Origin of the sequence: Halomonas korlensis (genome assembly GCF_900116705.1) — a bacterium.
In the GTDB taxonomy this organism is placed as follows: domain Bacteria; phylum Pseudomonadota; class Gammaproteobacteria; order Pseudomonadales; family Halomonadaceae; genus Halomonas; species Halomonas korlensis.
Map to the genome: position 1 here is coordinate 260,460 of NZ_FPBP01000004.1, position 15,251 is coordinate 275,710.

The window sequence follows — 15,251 nt, forward strand, 5'->3', positions numbered from 1 at the left end:
CCATCATGACCACCGACCACCCTGCTGACGAAAGTCGCTACCCCGATATTGAGATCTACCTGGCCAAGGCTTCCATTGATGACCTGGATGACTGGCTTCGCACGGCGATCCAGGCCGACCCGTTGGCGCCTTCCGGCAAGCACCAGTGGCGCACACGCGGCCGTTTCGACCACGATGATATTCCGGTGCTGCTGGTGGAAAAGGCCGCCGACGGATACGCCAGCCTGTGGTTCGACAGCCCCCACACGCCCTGGGAGACCGATCGCGCCTGTGCCCGCGCCGCCGCGGCTCATCTCGGCTGCGAAGTTCGCTGTTCGCTGGGTAGCTGGCAGCCAGGCGATGATCCGGATCAGTTCCTGCGGGTCTGCAGCGACGGTCGAGAGGAAGAGTTCATCTGGCCCGACTCGGGGCATTGACGCCGGGGCCCAAGGGCCTCGAAACGACAGCGCCCCGCAGGTGCGGGGCGCTGTCATCAGCGGCGCAGCCGCTTTCCTAGCTTAGGTGATGACGGTGACGTCGTCGGCTTGCAGGCCTCTCTCGTTCTCGATGGTGTGGTAGCGGACCTTCTGGCCTTCGGCCAGGGTACGGTGGCCACGCCCGCGAATGGCACGGAAGTGGACGAAGACGTCCTCGCCGCTGTCGCGCGTGATGAAACCATACCCCTTGTTGACATTGAACCACTTGACCTCGCCGATCTCGCGGTCATCGTCCTCGACCTCGGCCAGATTGACCAACTGCGGCGTGAGCGCATTGACCGCCAGGGTCGCGATCAGCAGCAGGGCAAAAACCGCCAGGACCACGGCGAGATAGACCACCGCGACACCGCCGGCCTCGAGGCTGGCGAAGAGCTCTCGAGACAGCGTGCCACCGGTGAGATGAACGAACAGCGCGATCAACAGGGGTGCCGGCACGGCCAGCAGCAGACTGATAAGACTACAACGAATTACGACCTTTCGATTCATGGAGCTGACAGACTCTCTGATAGTAGTGAACGTAAGGAATGACCCCTCAATGGAGGTGCCACGATGAACGGTGACACACAGCACGAGAATTCTATCACGGACGACGAAAACACGCCCGCCGTGCTATCCCGCCGCTTGGAGGCATTGGAAAGCCGTATCGCCTATCAGGAGCGCTGGCTCGACACCCTGGACGAGGCCGTGGTCAGCCAGCAGAAGCGGCTATCGACATTGGAGCGCATCAATAGCGTGATGCAGGAGAAGCTACGCGACCAGCAGCAGGCGATGCAGGAAGCCGAGGCGCAGGGACCTCGGCCGCAAGATGAGATTCCGCCGCACTACTAGCGCCGAGCGCCGAGCGCCGAGCGCCGAGCGCCGAGCGCCGAGCGCCGAGCGCCGCAGGATGATGTCTGCTGCCTCTCAGGCGTCAAGCGGATCCCCATCGACCACGTTACCTGCCGCCCGTCACTGAGCGGCTGGGCGCTAGGCGCTTGCAGCTAGGCGCTGCCCAAAGGGCGCTTACAGCTCGTCCAGATAGCGCTCGGCGTCCAGGGCCGCCATGCAGCCACTGCCGGCCGAAGTGATCGCCTGGCGGTAGACGTGATCCATCACGTCGCCGGCCGCGAAGACGCCGGGGACGCTAGTGGCCGTGGCGTTGCCGTCGAGCCCGGACTTGACCCGGATATAGCCACCGCTCATCTCCAGCTGCCCCTCGAAGATACCAGTGTTGGGGCTATGGCCGATCGCGATGAAGACGCCGGGGGCGGCAAGCTCCTTGGTGCTGCCGTCCTGCACTGACTTGAGGCGCACGCCGGTCACTCCGGTATTGTCGCCCAGCACCTCGTCGAGGGTCTGGTTCCACTCGAGCACCACGTTGCCGTTCTCGGCTTTCTCGAGCAGCTTGTCCTGCAGGATCTTCTCGGCGCGCAAGCTGTCCCGGCGATGCACCAGGGTCACCTTGGAAGCAATGTTGGAGAGATAAAGCGCTTCCTCCACGGCGGTGTTGCCGCCACCTATTACCACGACCTCCTGGTTGCGGTAGAAAAATCCGTCACACGTAGCACAGGCCGACACTCCCTGGCCCATGAAGGCCTGCTCGGAGGGCAACCCCAGGTAGCGCGCGCTGGCGCCGGTGGCGATGATAAGCGCATCGCAGGTGTAGGTGCCGCCATCGCCCTTGAGCGTGAAGGGCGACCCGCGCAGCTCCACCTCGCTGATATGGTCGAACAGCACCTCGGTGTCGAAACGCTCGGCATGGCGTTTCATTCGCTCCATCAGTTCGGGGCCCTGCACGCCCGCATCGTCACCCGGCCAGTTGTCCACATCGGTGGTAGTGGTGAGCTGTCCTCCGGCCTGGATGCCGGTGATCAGCAGCGGCTGCAGGTTGGCCCGGGCCGCGTAGACCGCCGCGGAGTAACCCGCTGGGCCTGAGCCGAGAATGATCAGGCGTTCGTGACGCGTTTCGCTCATGGGGTACCTCTATCTGGATGAAAGGAGTCACGCTGGGCATGGGTGAAAGGGGAGATAGGTGAAGCGGAGCATGGGAAGCGAGTCGTGCGGATGCTAGAGCACGTCGTCGTCACGGCCCAGCATCACGTCTGCCGGCTGCTCTTCGTCCAGTGGAATCTCGATGCGTATCTGGATCGGCGCGCAGCACCAGTGACAATCCTCCCAGGTCACATGACTGCCCTGGGAAAGATCGATCAGCAGGTCGAATGGAGCATCGCAATAGGGGCAATGTACCGTTCGGGATTCGAGCTGTTCTTCGTTCATCTGTCCCCCGCTCCTCCGCGGTTCTGTCCTTCCTGACACCACAACTTCAACCACCCTCGCGCATGACTCAATGCGGCATTGCCGCAATATGGTGTTCCGATTCGCGCATTTCAAGGCTTGCGATGGCGGTGTCGCTTGAAATCGACCACTATCATGACCATGTCTGTACCATTACACCAGGCAGCTTCGATCACTCCCCGCGATGCGAAAGGAGGACAGCAATGAGCACCGAGTCCCTACCGGATACCCATCAGACGCTGGAAGTCAGCGGCACGACCTACCACTACTACAGCCTACCCAAGGCCGCCGAGGCGCTCGGCAACATCGACCGTCTACCGATGACCCTTAAGATCCTGCTGGAAAACCAGCTGCGCTTCGCCGACGACGAGAGCGTTGCGCTGGAGGACATGCAGGCGCTGGTCGACTGGCAAGAACAAGGCCGCTCCGACCGTGAGATCGGCTACCGCCCGGCACGTGTGCTGATGCAGGACTTCACCGGGGTGCCAGGGGTTGTCGATCTGGCTTCCATGCGCGCTGCGGTGGAGAAACTTGGTGAGGACCCGGCCCGTATCAATCCGTTGTCTCCGGTCGATCTGGTGATCGATCACTCGGTGATGGTCGACCATTACGGCAACCCCGCTGCGTTCAAGGACAACGTCGCCATCGAGATGGAGCGCAACCGCGAGCGCTACGAGTTCCTGCGCTGGGGTCAGGAGGCTTTCGATAACTTCCGCGTGGTGCCACCCGGTACCGGCATCTGTCACCAGGTCAACCTCGAATACCTGGGCAAGACGGTGTGGTCCAAGGAGCAGGACGGCAAGACCTTTGCCTACCCCGACACCTTGGTCGGCACCGATTCCCATACCACCATGATCAACGGCCTGGGCGTGCTCGGCTGGGGCGTGGGCGGTATCGAGGCCGAGGCCGCCATGCTCGGCCAGCCGGTCTCGATGCTGATCCCTGAAGTCATCGGCTTCAAGCTCACCGGCAAGATGCGCGAAGGCATCACTGCCACTGACCTGGTGCTGACGGTCACCCAGATGCTCCGCCAGAAAGGCGTGGTCGGCAAGTTCGTCGAGTTCTACGGCGACGGCCTCGACGACCTGCCGCTGGCCGACCGGGCCACCATCGCCAACATGGCCCCGGAATACGGCGCCACTTGCGGCTTCTTCCCGGCCGACGCCGAAACCCTCAACTACATGCGCCTCACCGGCCGCGACGATGCCCAGATCGCCCTGGTTGAGGCCTACTGCAAGGCCCAGGGGCTGTGGCGGCAGCCTGGCGCCGAGCCAGTCTTCAGTGACACCCTGCACCTCGACATGGACGAGGTGGTCGCCAGCATGGCCGGCCCCAAGCGCCCCCAGGACCGCGTGGCGCTGACGGATATCAAGTCCACCTTCGAACAGATCATGCAGGACGAAGGCAACCAGATAGCCCCCAGCGAAGAGGACCGCTGGCTGTCGGAAGGCGGCCAGACCGCCGTAGGGGTGGAGCGCAGCTATGACGACGATGACACCCAGGACGTGGATATCGATGGCACAGCCTTCAAGCTGAATCACGGCGCCGTGGTGATCGCGGCGATCACCTCTTGCACCAATACCTCCAACCCCAGTGTGATGATGGCCGCCGGTCTGCTGGCCCGCAAGGCCCGCGAGAAGGGCCTGACCACCAAGCCCTGGGTCAAGACCTCCCTGGCGCCGGGCTCCAAGGTAGTGACCGAATACCTCAACGCAGGCGGCGTGCAAGATGATCTCAACGCCCTCGGCTTCAACCTGGTGGGCTATGGGTGTACCACCTGCATCGGCAACTCGGGGCCGCTGCACGAGCCAATCGAGAGCGCCATCGAGAAGGGCGATCTGACAGTCGCCTCGGTGCTCTCGGGCAACCGCAACTTCGAAGGGCGAGTCCACCCGCTGACCAAGACCAACTGGCTGGCCTCGCCGCCGCTGGTCGTCGCCTATGCCCTGGCCGGCAATGTCCGCTGCGACCTGACGGCCGAGCCCCTGGGGACCGGCAGCGATGGCGAGCCCGTCTATCTGCAGGACATCTGGCCATCACAGGCCGAGATCGCCGAGGCCGTCGAGAAGGTCAATACCGCGATGTTCCGCAAGGAGTACGCCGAAGTCTTCGAAGGCGACGAAGTCTGGAAGGCCATCGAAGTGCCCCAGAGCAAGGTCTATCAGTGGTCCAAGGAGTCCACCTACATTCAGCACCCCCCCTTCTTCGAAGGCATGGGCAAGACGCCGGATGCCATCGAGGACGTCAAGGACGCGCGCATCCTGGCCATGTTCGCTGACTCGGTGACCACTGACCACATCTCGCCGGCCGGCGCCATCAAGCCCGACAGCCCCGCCGGTCGCTACCTGCAGGAGCGCGGCGTCAAGCCGGTGGATTTCAACTCCTATGGCTCGCGGCGCGGTAACCACGAGATCATGATGCGTGGCACCTTCGCGAATGTGCGCATCAAGAACGAGATGCTCGACGGCGTCGTCGGTGGCGAGACCCGCCACGTACCCAGCGGCAAGCAGATGCCCATCTACGATGCCGCCATGCAGTATCAGCAGGAAGGCACGCCGTTGGTGGTGATCGCCGGCAAGGAGTACGGAACCGGCTCCTCCCGTGACTGGGCCGCCAAGGGCACCCTCCTACTGGGCGTACGCGCGGTGCTGGCGGAATCCTATGAGCGCATCCACCGCTCCAACCTGATCGGCATGGGCGTCGTGCCGCTGCAATTCCCCGAGGGTGAGGACCGCAAGACCCTGGGCCTGACGGGCGACGAGCGGATCTCCATCGAGGGGCTCAGCGAACTGTCGCCGGGCAGCCAGGTCAAGGTGACCATCGCGTCCGACAAGGGCGAGAAAAAGCTCGAGGTGCTGTGCCGCATCGATACCGCCAACGAGCTGGAGTACTACCGCCATGGCGGCATCCTGCACTATGTGCTGCGCAGCATGATTGGCTCGGCGTAAGCCATTCACCGCTGAAACGAAAGGCCCTGCCGGGAGACCGGCAGGGCCTTCTTATGGACGAGTGTTAAGTTATAAGCGAGGGTCGAGCGTCAATCCGCGAGACACTCTCGTGGGTCGTCGCCAGCGCCTAGAAGGAGCGGCGCCGATAGCGGCGGTAAGTCGGCGTCCAACTGTGGCGCTCGATGGCGGCACGCAACTTGGTGCCGTCCGTCTTCAACGCCATGCCTTCCTGCTGGGCCTGGGCCGCTACATCGAAGGCAATCACCTTGCTCAGTTCGCGAATATTGCCCAGCGTCGGCAACAGGGCGCCCTCACCATGCTTGACGATGGGCGCCTCTCGGGCCAGTGCTCGCGAGGCGGACATCAGCATGGCATCGGTGATCCGTCGGGCACCGCTGGCCACCACACCAAGCCCAATGCCCGGAAAGATATAGGAATTATTGCACTGGGCGATGCGATAGGTGTAGCCATCATGCACGACCGGCTGGAAAGGGCTGCCCGTTGCCACCAGCGCCTGACCCTCGGTCCAGGCAAGCACATCTGCCGGTACCGCTTCGGCACGCGAAGTGGGGTTGGAAAGCGGCATGATCAGCGGCCGCTCGCAACCGGCATGCATGGTGCGAACCACTTCCTCGGTAAAGATCCCCGGCATGCCGCAGACGCCGATCAACACCGTAGGCTTGATCTGGCGCACCACTTCCAGCAGTGCCTGACCCTCCCAGTTGACGACCTGCTCGGGATCATGGGCCAGACGACGCTGGAAATTATGCAGCCAGGTCTGCTCGGAGGTGACCAGCCCTTCCCGGTCCACCATGAAGATCCGATTGCGCGCCTCTCTCTCGGTCAAGCCCTCGGCCTGCATGGCCACCACCACATGCTCGGCAATACCGCAGCCGGCGGAGCCGGCCCCGACGAACACCACGCGCTGCTGGCCGATGCCTTCGTCACGAGCCTGGCAGGCCGCCATCAGGGTGCCTACCACCACCGAGGCGGTCCCCTGGACGTCGTCGTTGAAGCAGCACAGCTCGTCGCGATAGCGCTCCAGCAGCGGCAGGGCGTTGGCCTGGGCGAAGTCCTCGAACTGCAGCAGCACTCCCGGCCAACGGCGCTTCACCGCGGCGATGAATTCGGCCATGAAGGCGTCATACTCCTCCTGGGAGACGCGTTCATGACGCCACCCCATGTACATGGGGTCGTCGAGTAGAGCAGGGTTGTTGGTGCCCACGTCGAGCATGATCGGCTGGGTATAGGCCGGGCTGATGCCGCCACAGGCGGTATAGAGCGCCAACTTGCCGATGGGAATGCCCATGCCGCCGATGCCCTGGTCACCAAGCCCCAGGATGCGTTCGCCGTCGGTGACCACAATCACCTTGACCTTGTCCTTGGTGGAGCTGCGCAGGATGTCGTCCATGCGATCGCGGTCCGGGTAGCTGATGAACAACCCCCGATGATTGCGATAGATATTGGAGAATTCTTCGCACGCCTTGCCCACCGTGGGCGTGTAGATGATCGGCAGCATCTCTTCGAGGTGCTCGGTCACCAGGCGGTAGTAGAGCGTCTCGTTGTCGTCCTGGATGGCGCGCAGGTAAATGTGCTTGTCCAGATCATTCTGACACTGGCTGTACTGGCGATAGGCCCGCTCCACCTGCTCCTCGATCGATTCCACGTTCTGTGGCAGCAGCCCGATCAGGTTGAATTCGATGCGTTCCTCGCGGGAGAAGGCGCTGCCCTTGTTGAGCAGTGGCATCTCCAGCAATGGGGGACCGGCGTAAGGAATATAGAGGGGTCGCTTTTGTTCGGTGGTCATCTCTCGTCTCGATGCGGTGACTGGAACGGGCCATTGACACTCTTCTTGGCGTCTTGGCGTCAACTCTAGCATGCTGGACACCACAGCGCTCCGCTCAGCTCACCTTGGCCCGGGTCCTCTCGCGAGGAGGGCGGTCGAAGAAGAGTGGCCGCAGCCGCACGCCGAGCATGTTGCCGGCAAACCCCGCGATCAACCACACCCAGCCGTGCAAGCTGCCCGAGGCAATACCGCTGAAATAGGCGCCGATATTGCAGCCGAAAGCCAGGCGAGCACCGTAACCCAGCATCAGTCCGCCGAGCACCGCCGCCAGCACAGAGCCGAGCGGGATACGCAGGGTCGGCGCGAAGCGCCCGGCCAGCGTCGCGGCCACCATGGCGCCGAGGATAATGCCTACGTTCATTACCGTGGTGATATCACTCCACACGCTGGCTTGCAGCGCCGCAGCATTGCTTGCGCTCTGCCAGTAACCCCACTGGCTGACGTCACCGCCGAAGAACGCGTAGGTCTTGGCGCCCCACAGGGCGAATCCCGAGGTGATGCCCCAGGGGCGGCCGGCCAGCGCCAGGGTGGCAAAGTTGAGCAGCGCCAGCGCCACCGCACCCAGCAGCAGCGGCCAGGGGCCGGTGAGCCAGCGCCGGTCGCGAAAATCGAAGCGCGGCGCCTCCTCTAACTGGCCATGACGGCGCTTCTCCATCAGCACGGTGAATGCGGCGATGGCACCGAACAGGCCCAGGCTTATGGCGATACCGCCACCGGCTCCAAACGTCTGCACCAATGACACGGGTTGAAAGGCTGGTCGCTCCATCCACCAGGAAAAGTGGGCGGTACCGATCAGCGAGCCGACAATGAAGAAGGTCAGCGTGATTACCATGCGGGCGTTGCCGCCACCTGCGGTGAACAGAGTGCCGGAAGCGCATCCGCCGCCGAGCTGCATGCCGATGCCGAACAGAAAGGCGCCCACCACCACTGAGACGCCAATTGGCGCGACAAAGCCAGACACGCTCTGCCCCCAAAGGCTTCCCGCTCCCAGCGCGGGAAAGAACAGCACCACGGCGATGGCCAGCATCACCATCTGAGCGCGAAGGCCACGCCCTCGCCGCTCGCTGATGAAGACTCGCCATGCGCCCGTAAAGCCGAAAGCGGCATGGTAGAGCGACACCCCGAGTGCGGCGCCGACCAGCATCAGAAGACCCAGGCGAGTCTCGAAGGCGAGTCCCACGACAAGGGCACCGGTCAGTATCGTTATTCCCAGCAACAGGGAGATGCGACGGGGGCGCTGCGCATCGACTGCAGTTGCCATTGTGATTCCTCCTTCGTTCGATCCCTTCAGCGTGGCAAGCCCGGCAATAATGCACCAGGCAGACGTCAGAACTTTACAGGGCGCCCGGAGGCGCCCTGTAGCGTCACTCCCTCACTTCTTACACGAATCGACCCAACCCCGCCGCGTGGCGCAGACTCTCCATCAACGGCGCGGCCTCGGCGCGGGCACGCTCGGCCCCCTTGAGCAACACCTGTTCGATATGCCCCGGGTCCTCCATCAACGCCTGGTAGCGCTCGCGGGGCTCGCGCAGCTGCTCGTTGAGCAGTTCGAAAACCCGGTTCTTGGCCTCGCCCCAGCCGATACCGTTCGCGTACTCGGTGCGCAGCTCGGCGGTCTGGTCGACCGTCGCGAAGGCCGAGAAAATCTGGAACAGGGTGCAGGTCTCGGGATCCTTGGGTTCGCCGGGCTCCAGCGAGTTGGTCTTGATCTTGCGCACCAGTTTCAAGAGCTTCTTCTCGGAAACGAACAGCGGGATGGTGTTGTTGTAGCTCTTGGACATCTTGCGCCCGTCGAGGCCGTTCAACACCTCGACCCTCTCGTCCACTTGCGCTTCGGGCAGCGTAAAGTACTGGCCCTTGTACAGGTGGTTGTAGCGTCCGGCGATGTCGCGCGCCATCTCGATGTGCTGGATCTGGTCGCGCCCCACCGGTACCCGGTTGGCGTTGAACATCAGGATATCGGCGGCCATCAGCACCGGGTAGCCGAACAACCCCATGGTGATTCCCTTGTCGGGGTCCTGATTGCCGGCGGCCTCGTTTTCCGCTACCGCAGCCTTGTAGGCATGAGCGCGATTCATCAGCCCCTTGGCACAGACACAGGACAGCATCCAGGTCAGCTCGGGGATTTCGGGGATATCCGACTGACGATAGAAGATCGCATTGTCGGTATCCAACCCCAGCGCCAGCCAGGTCGCGGCGATCTCCAGGCGCGATTCCTGTATCCGCCGCGGGTCCTGGCACTTGATCAGCGCATGCAGATCGGCCAGAAAGTAGTATGACTGGACACTGGGGTCCTGGCTCGCCGCGATGGCGGGCTTGATGGCCCCTACATAGTTGCCCAGATGCGGGGTGCCGGTGGTGGTGATACCGGTGAGAACGCGTGTCTTGGTCATGAAGCGATGGGACTCTACTTGAGCGTTGGCGAATGGCCCCATCTTACCGCGCAGCCCCGGACAAGGCGACCGGGCCAGCCAATACCGGTATCGGTGGTTATCCCAACAGCGAGGCCGGGTCCAGGCAATCCAGACCGAAGGCGTCTGCCACTGCCGGGTAGGTCACCTTGCCGCCATGGACGTTGAGACCGGCAGCGAAGTGCGGATCAGCGGCCAGGGCCTGCTTCCAGCCCTTGTCGGCAAGGGTAATGACGAAGGGCATCGTGGCGTTGGTCAACGCCAACGTCGAGGTGCGCGCCACGGCGCCGGGCATGTTGGCCACGCAGTAATGCACAATGCCATCAACGAGATAGGTCGGCTCGGCGTGTGTTGTCGGCTTGCTGGTTTCGAAGCAGCCGCCCTGGTCGATGGCCACGTCAACCAGCACGCTGCCGGGTTTCATGTCGGCGAGCATGGCACGCGTGATCAGCTTGGGTGCCGCGGCGCCAGGAATCAGCACGGCGCCGATGATCAGGTCGGAGTCGCGCACTGCCTCCTCAATGGCATCAGCGGTGGAAAATACGGTCTTCATGCGCCCCAGATAGCGATCATCGAGGGTCTCGAGCCGCGGGATCGACCTGTCCAGCACCGTGACGTCGGCGCCCAGGCCCAGCGCCATGCGGGCGGCGTTCTCACCGACCACGCCACCGCCGATGACCGTCACCTTGGCTGGGGGCACACCGGGCACACCGGGTAACAGCACACCGGCACCGCCCTGGGCCTTTTCCAGGCTGTGGGCACCCGCCTGCACGGCCATGCGGCCGGCCACGGTGCTCATCGGCGCGAGCAGCGGCAGGCCGCCCTGGCGATCGGTGATGGTTTCGTAGGCGATGCAGGTGGCACCGCTTTCCATCAGGCCGCGAGTGAGCGTTTCCTCGGCGGCCAGATGCAAATAGGTGAACAGCGTCTGGCCCGACGTCAGCCGCGCGACTTCCTCCGCCTGGGGCTCCTTGACCTTGAGGATCAGCTCGGCGCCGCTCCAGACCCTGGCCACGTCGGCCTCGAGGACCGCGCCGGCGGACGCGTAGTCGGCATCGGTAAAGCCGGCGCCTTCGCCGGCCCCGGCCTGGACGGTGACCTGGTGGCCGCGGCCGACCAGTTCACGTACCCCGGTCGGTGTCAGGGCGACGCGGTACTCGTGATTCTTGATTTCCTTGGGTACGACGATCTGCATGGCGGCCTCCTGTGAACTGCTATTGGGTGTGTTTCCTCCTCATTACAGCACAGGCAGTTGATACATGAAGGACCGCTCAACAAGAACAAAAAACCCCTGAGAAATCACGCTTGATGACCAAACATTCTGCTGTGAATGGATATCGTGACAGAAAGCCTGACTCATCTCGCCTGGCTTCGCCGTCAGGCTTCTCTCTCAGGGCTTCGCTCGCCCACATCGCCAGCAAGTATCGAACACCCCCTCCAGGGCTTCGCCACAGCCGTGACAAGTCCAGCCGGGATTGTCGCTTTCACCGGCGAGGGCGGCGTTGATCAACGCCTCGGCGCGCTCACGATTATGCGGCGCCACCCACACTTCCGGCTCACAATCGCCCAGCGGCAACTCACCGGCACCGCCACCGAGGGTCATGTTGCGCAATTCGACCGGCATGCCGGTCGCGGCCAGCACATTGCGCAAGTGGCTGACCAGCAGTGCATTGGAATGCGCGAAGACGCGCACATACGCAGGCACCATGACGGGCTCAGTCCCGGAAGACCCGGACACCCAGCGCCTTCAGATAAGCGGTTTCCGGGATCGCCGGATGCACCGGATGGTCCGGCCCCTGGTGGCCCTGGAAGATAAGCTGCCCTTGGCGATCCTGATGGCGCACCGCCCCGCGCACGACGTCGATCAGACGCTCCGGCGCCAGGTGCATGGAGCAGGAGGCCGAAAGCAGCAGCCCGTCGCGACCGAGCAGACGCATCGCCTCGCGGTTGAGCTTGCTGTAGGCGCGCTCGCCGCCGGGGATATCCTTGCGCTTGCGGATGAAGGCGGGCGGGTCGAGGATCACCACGTCGAACACCTCATCCTCGGCCTTCAGCGCCGCGAGCACCTCGAAGGCATCCCCCTCACCGACAGCCACTCGCTCTTGAAGGCCATTGAGAGCGGCGTTCTCGGCGACGCGCTCGAGGGCCGCGCTCGAGGAATCCACGCAGAGCACCTCACTGGCGCCGTTGGCCGCCGCCTGCACGCCCCAACCGCCCACGTAGCTGAAAAGATCCAGCACCCGCTTGCCGGCCACCAGGCCGTTGAGCCAGGCGCGGTTGGCCCGATGATCAAAGAACCAGCCGGTCTTCTGGCCATCGAGCACCGGCGCACTGAACCGCACACCGTTCTCTTCCATCAACACCGGCTCGGCCAGCTCGCCCTTCACCACCTCGATCGTCGACTCGAGGCCCTCGAGACGCCGCCCGCTGGTGTCGTTGCGCAGCACCACCACCCGCGGCGACAGCACCTTGTCCAGCGCGTCGAGCAGCTCGTCCACCACCGCCTGCATACCGGCCGTATTGAGCTGTAGAACCACCACGTCGCCGTAGCGATCGACGATCAATCCCGGCAGCAAGTCACCTTCACCGTGCACGAGCCGATAGAACGGCTTGTCGAAAAGCCGCTGACGCAGCGCCAGGGCCTGGTTGAGACGGTGGACCAGCAATGATCGATCCAGGCCCTGCTTCGGGTCACGGGACACCAGGCGGGCGCAGATGAGCGAATGCGGATTGACGTAGGCCACGCCCATGGCCTTGCCGTTGGCGGCTTCGACCACCACCTGCTCGCCGGCCTCGATGTCCTTGATCGGCGTCACCGCCATGTCGATCTCGTTGGAGTAGAGCCACAGGTGCCCCGCCTTGAGGCGACGGTCAGCATTTTTCTTGAGGCGCAGGGAACGGGTCATGGTCATGGGAGAATCTCGTGAAGGGTGAGTCGTTCGGGCGTCAGGTCTGGCAGCGAGCGCAGAAAACGCTGGCCCGCTGGCCCAGGGTCACCAGGCGCAATTCGCCGCCGCAGCGCCGGCAGGCCTGGCCATGACGACCGTAGACGTTGAGCCGCTGCTTGAAGTAGCCCGGCTCGCCGGTGCCGCCGACGAAGTCGCGCAGGGTCGTGCCACCCTGGGTGATGGCCGCAGCGAGCACCTCGCGTACCGCGTCCGCTAGGCGATCGTAGCGCTGACGGGAAATGCCGCTCGCCGGCCGGCACGGATCGATGCCGGCCAGAAACAGCGCCTCGGCGGCGTAGATGTTACCCACTCCTACCACCACGGCGTTATCCATCAAAAACGGCTTCACGGCCAAGCGGCGGCGACGCGAGAACGCGAACAGGCGCGCGCCATCGAAGGCCTCGGACAGCGGTTCGGGACCCAGCCGGGCCAGGCGTGGGTCGGCGTTGACGCTTCCCTGCAGCCAGTCGACGAAGCCGAAGCGGCGCGGGTCGTGATAGCGCAGTATCCCGCCATCATCGAGCACCAGATCGACATGGTCATGCTTACGCGGCAGCTCGCCGAGGCGCACCATGCGCAGGCTGCCGGACATGCCCAAGTGCCACAACAGCGTCGACGTGCCATCGCCCTGCCCTGCCCGGGAGAGCGGCAGCAGCAGATACTTGGCGCGGCGCGACAGCGGGCCGACCCGCGCGCCAATCAGCCGCTCGACCAGGTCCGCGGGCACCGCCACGCGCAGGCGCGACTCGCGCACGATAACCTCCACGATCTCGCGTCCTTCCACATGGGGAGCGATGCCGCGGCGAGTGGTCTCGACTTCGGGCAGTTCAGGCATGACGACCGGCACTCGAGAAAGGGTCGGAAACGCCTGAACCCGACCGCAGGGCCGGGTTCAGGAGGACAGGCGTATCACCTGCGGTGGAAGCGATCCGTGGCCGCGAACGACCTACTTGATCTTGCCTTCCTTGTACATCACGTGCTTGCGGATCGTCGGGTCGAATTTCTTCATCTCGAGCTTGTCCGGCGTGTTCCGCTTGTTCTTGTCGGTGGTATAGAAATGGCCGGTACCGGCGCTGGAAATCATTCGGATCTTGTCACGCATGACGGTTATCTCCCTGGATGGATCGCTTAGACGGCGTCGCCGCGCTTGCGAATGTCACTCAGCACCGCCTCGATGCCTTTCTTGTCAATGACGCGCATGCCCTTGGAAGAGACACGCAGCTTGACGAAGCGATTCTCGGACTCTACCCAGAAACGATGGCTGTGCAGATTCGGCAAGAAACGACGACGGGTCTTGCGCTGGGAGTGTGAAACGTTATTACCAGTCACCGGGCGCTTGCCGGTGACCTGACATACTTTGGACATTGGAGCCTCCAACCGCTTGGCCAGGTGTTTATACCTGAGTGTTCAAAACCTGTCGGGCAAACCGGGGAGATCCCGCAATATTTGACCCAAGGGAATTCAAAGGTGGCACTTTATACCAGAGTCCCCTTGGATAGGCAAGAGTCGGCCCCGTTTCTGCTGGGTAACCGACATTAGATATGACAAGGGGCGCTGTCGACAGGCCTGCCAAATAGAGCCATGTCACCGCACAGCATCAAAGCCAGCCGCGCTCGGCGAACGAGACCACCTCGCCGTCGCCCACCACGAAATGATCCAGCACCCGAATCTCAAAAAGCCCCAGCGCTTCGCGCAGCCGCTCGGTAATGCGCCGATCGGCATCGCTTGGCTCGGCGATCCCCGAGGGATGATTATGAGCAAAGATGACCGCCCCGGCACCGAGCTCCAGCGCCCGGCGCGCGACCTCGCGCGGGTAGACCGAGGCGCTGTTGAGAGTGCCGCGAAACAGCGACTCGTAGAGGATCACCTGGTGCTGGCTGTCGAGGAACAGCGCCGCGAATTCCTCGTGGCCGAGATGGCGCAGCTGCGAAGCGAGATAGGCCCGAACCAGCGACGGCGAGGTCAGCGCATCGCCCCGTGCCAGCTGGCTCGCCAGGTGGCGGCGCGATAATTCGAGTGTGGCCTGAAGCTGCACGAACTTGGCCGTGCCGAGCCCATGTTCGGCGCAAAAGCGCGTCTGGTCGGCCTCCAGCAGCTGACGCAGGCCTCCGAAGGCGGCGAGCAGGTCGCGCGCCAGGTCCACCGCCGAGCGCCCCTGGACCCCCACGCGCAGAAAGATTGCCAGCAGTTCCGCATCGGATAAGGCAGGCGACCCCAGCGCCAGCAACTTTTCTCGTGGACGTTCCCCTTCCGGCCAGTCGCGAATCGACATGGTGTTCTCCCTGCTTGCCCCAGATGGTTGTCATTATTCGTTGGTTGCCACTGACCGCCGGCCCGTTCGCTACGCA

The 15,251-nt window shown here is 63.6% G+C and carries 16 protein-coding genes; 3 read left to right on the forward strand and 13 right to left on the reverse strand.

The genetic code is table 11. From position 1 onward, the window contains the following. The first annotated feature begins 5 nt into the window (after positions 1–5). On the forward strand, positions 6–416 hold the full coding sequence (locus BM341_RS07835) for a hypothetical protein (RefSeq protein ID WP_089794628.1): 411 nt from the start codon (positions 6–8) through the stop codon (positions 414–416). A gap of 81 nt (positions 417–497) precedes the next feature. On the opposite strand, the gene BM341_RS19645 is transcribed toward BM341_RS07835, so the two are convergent. Continuing rightward, entirely contained in the window at positions 498–962 is a 465-nt protein-coding gene (locus BM341_RS19645; protein ID WP_089794630.1) for a cold-shock protein, read from the reverse strand. A gap of 63 nt (positions 963–1,025) precedes the next feature. Here BM341_RS19645 and BM341_RS07845 point away from each other — a divergent pair, with 63 nt between their 5' ends. Next, entirely contained in the window at positions 1,026–1,304 is a 279-nt protein-coding gene (locus BM341_RS07845) for a SlyX family protein (RefSeq protein WP_175507824.1), read from the forward strand. A gap of 174 nt (positions 1,305–1,478) precedes the next feature. Here the strand turns inward: BM341_RS07845 and trxB are convergent, their stop codons facing one another. Next, positions 1,479–2,429, reverse strand: coding sequence for a thioredoxin-disulfide reductase (gene trxB, locus BM341_RS07850; protein ID WP_089794631.1), 951 nt, complete (start codon positions 2,427–2,429; stop codon positions 1,479–1,481). A 93-nt stretch (positions 2,430–2,522) separates the two neighbouring features. Then, complete coding sequence (locus BM341_RS07855) at positions 2,523–2,732, reverse strand: zinc ribbon domain-containing protein (protein WP_089794633.1); 210 nt, start codon at positions 2,730–2,732, stop codon at positions 2,523–2,525. A 221-nt stretch (positions 2,733–2,953) separates the two neighbouring features. Between BM341_RS07855 and acnA the strand changes: the two genes are divergently transcribed. Beyond that, complete coding sequence (gene acnA / locus BM341_RS07860; protein WP_089794635.1) at positions 2,954–5,698, forward strand: aconitate hydratase AcnA; 2,745 nt, start codon at positions 2,954–2,956, stop codon at positions 5,696–5,698. A 127-nt stretch (positions 5,699–5,825) separates the two neighbouring features. Here the strand turns inward: acnA and BM341_RS07865 are convergent, their stop codons facing one another. The 10 genes from BM341_RS07865 to radC form a co-directional block, all read right to left on the reverse strand. Continuing rightward, positions 5,826–7,505, reverse strand: coding sequence for an NAD-dependent malic enzyme (locus BM341_RS07865; protein WP_089794636.1), 1,680 nt, complete (start codon positions 7,503–7,505; stop codon positions 5,826–5,828). A gap of 94 nt (positions 7,506–7,599) precedes the next feature. After that, a complete protein-coding gene (locus tag BM341_RS07870) occupies positions 7,600–8,805 on the reverse strand; it encodes a YeeE/YedE family protein (protein ID WP_089794638.1) in 1,206 nt (401 codons plus the stop codon). A gap of 118 nt (positions 8,806–8,923) precedes the next feature. After that, positions 8,924–9,937, reverse strand: coding sequence for a tryptophan--tRNA ligase (gene trpS, locus BM341_RS07875; protein WP_089794640.1), 1,014 nt, complete (start codon positions 9,935–9,937; stop codon positions 8,924–8,926). Positions 9,938–10,034: 97 nt separating this feature from the next. After that, positions 10,035–11,150 (reverse strand): alanine dehydrogenase, encoded by a 1,116-nt coding sequence (ald, locus tag BM341_RS07880; RefSeq protein WP_089794642.1) that lies wholly within the window; start codon positions 11,148–11,150, stop codon positions 10,035–10,037. A 195-nt stretch (positions 11,151–11,345) separates the two neighbouring features. Next, positions 11,346–11,663 (reverse strand): putative signal transducing protein, encoded by a 318-nt coding sequence (locus BM341_RS07885; RefSeq protein WP_175507825.1) that lies wholly within the window; start codon positions 11,661–11,663, stop codon positions 11,346–11,348. Between the two features lie 7 nt (positions 11,664–11,670). Further along, the gene (locus BM341_RS07890) at positions 11,671–12,861 is read right to left on the reverse strand and encodes a class I SAM-dependent rRNA methyltransferase (protein ID WP_089794801.1); all 1,191 of its coding nucleotides are present in this window, start codon (positions 12,859–12,861) and stop codon (positions 11,671–11,673) included. Between the two features lie 40 nt (positions 12,862–12,901). Continuing rightward, the gene (gene mutM, locus BM341_RS07895) at positions 12,902–13,738 is read right to left on the reverse strand and encodes a bifunctional DNA-formamidopyrimidine glycosylase/DNA-(apurinic or apyrimidinic site) lyase (protein WP_089794644.1); all 837 of its coding nucleotides are present in this window, start codon (positions 13,736–13,738) and stop codon (positions 12,902–12,904) included. A 111-nt stretch (positions 13,739–13,849) separates the two neighbouring features. Beyond that, entirely contained in the window at positions 13,850–14,005 is a 156-nt protein-coding gene (gene rpmG, locus BM341_RS07900) for a 50S ribosomal protein L33 (protein ID WP_089794646.1), read from the reverse strand. 26 nt (positions 14,006–14,031) lie between these two features. Then, on the reverse strand, positions 14,032–14,268 hold the full coding sequence (rpmB, locus tag BM341_RS07905) for a 50S ribosomal protein L28 (protein ID WP_089794648.1): 237 nt from the start codon (positions 14,266–14,268) through the stop codon (positions 14,032–14,034). A 232-nt stretch (positions 14,269–14,500) separates the two neighbouring features. Beyond that, entirely contained in the window at positions 14,501–15,175 is a 675-nt protein-coding gene (gene radC, locus BM341_RS07910; RefSeq protein ID WP_089794650.1) for a RadC family protein, read from the reverse strand. Positions 15,176–15,251 lie beyond the last annotated feature (76 nt).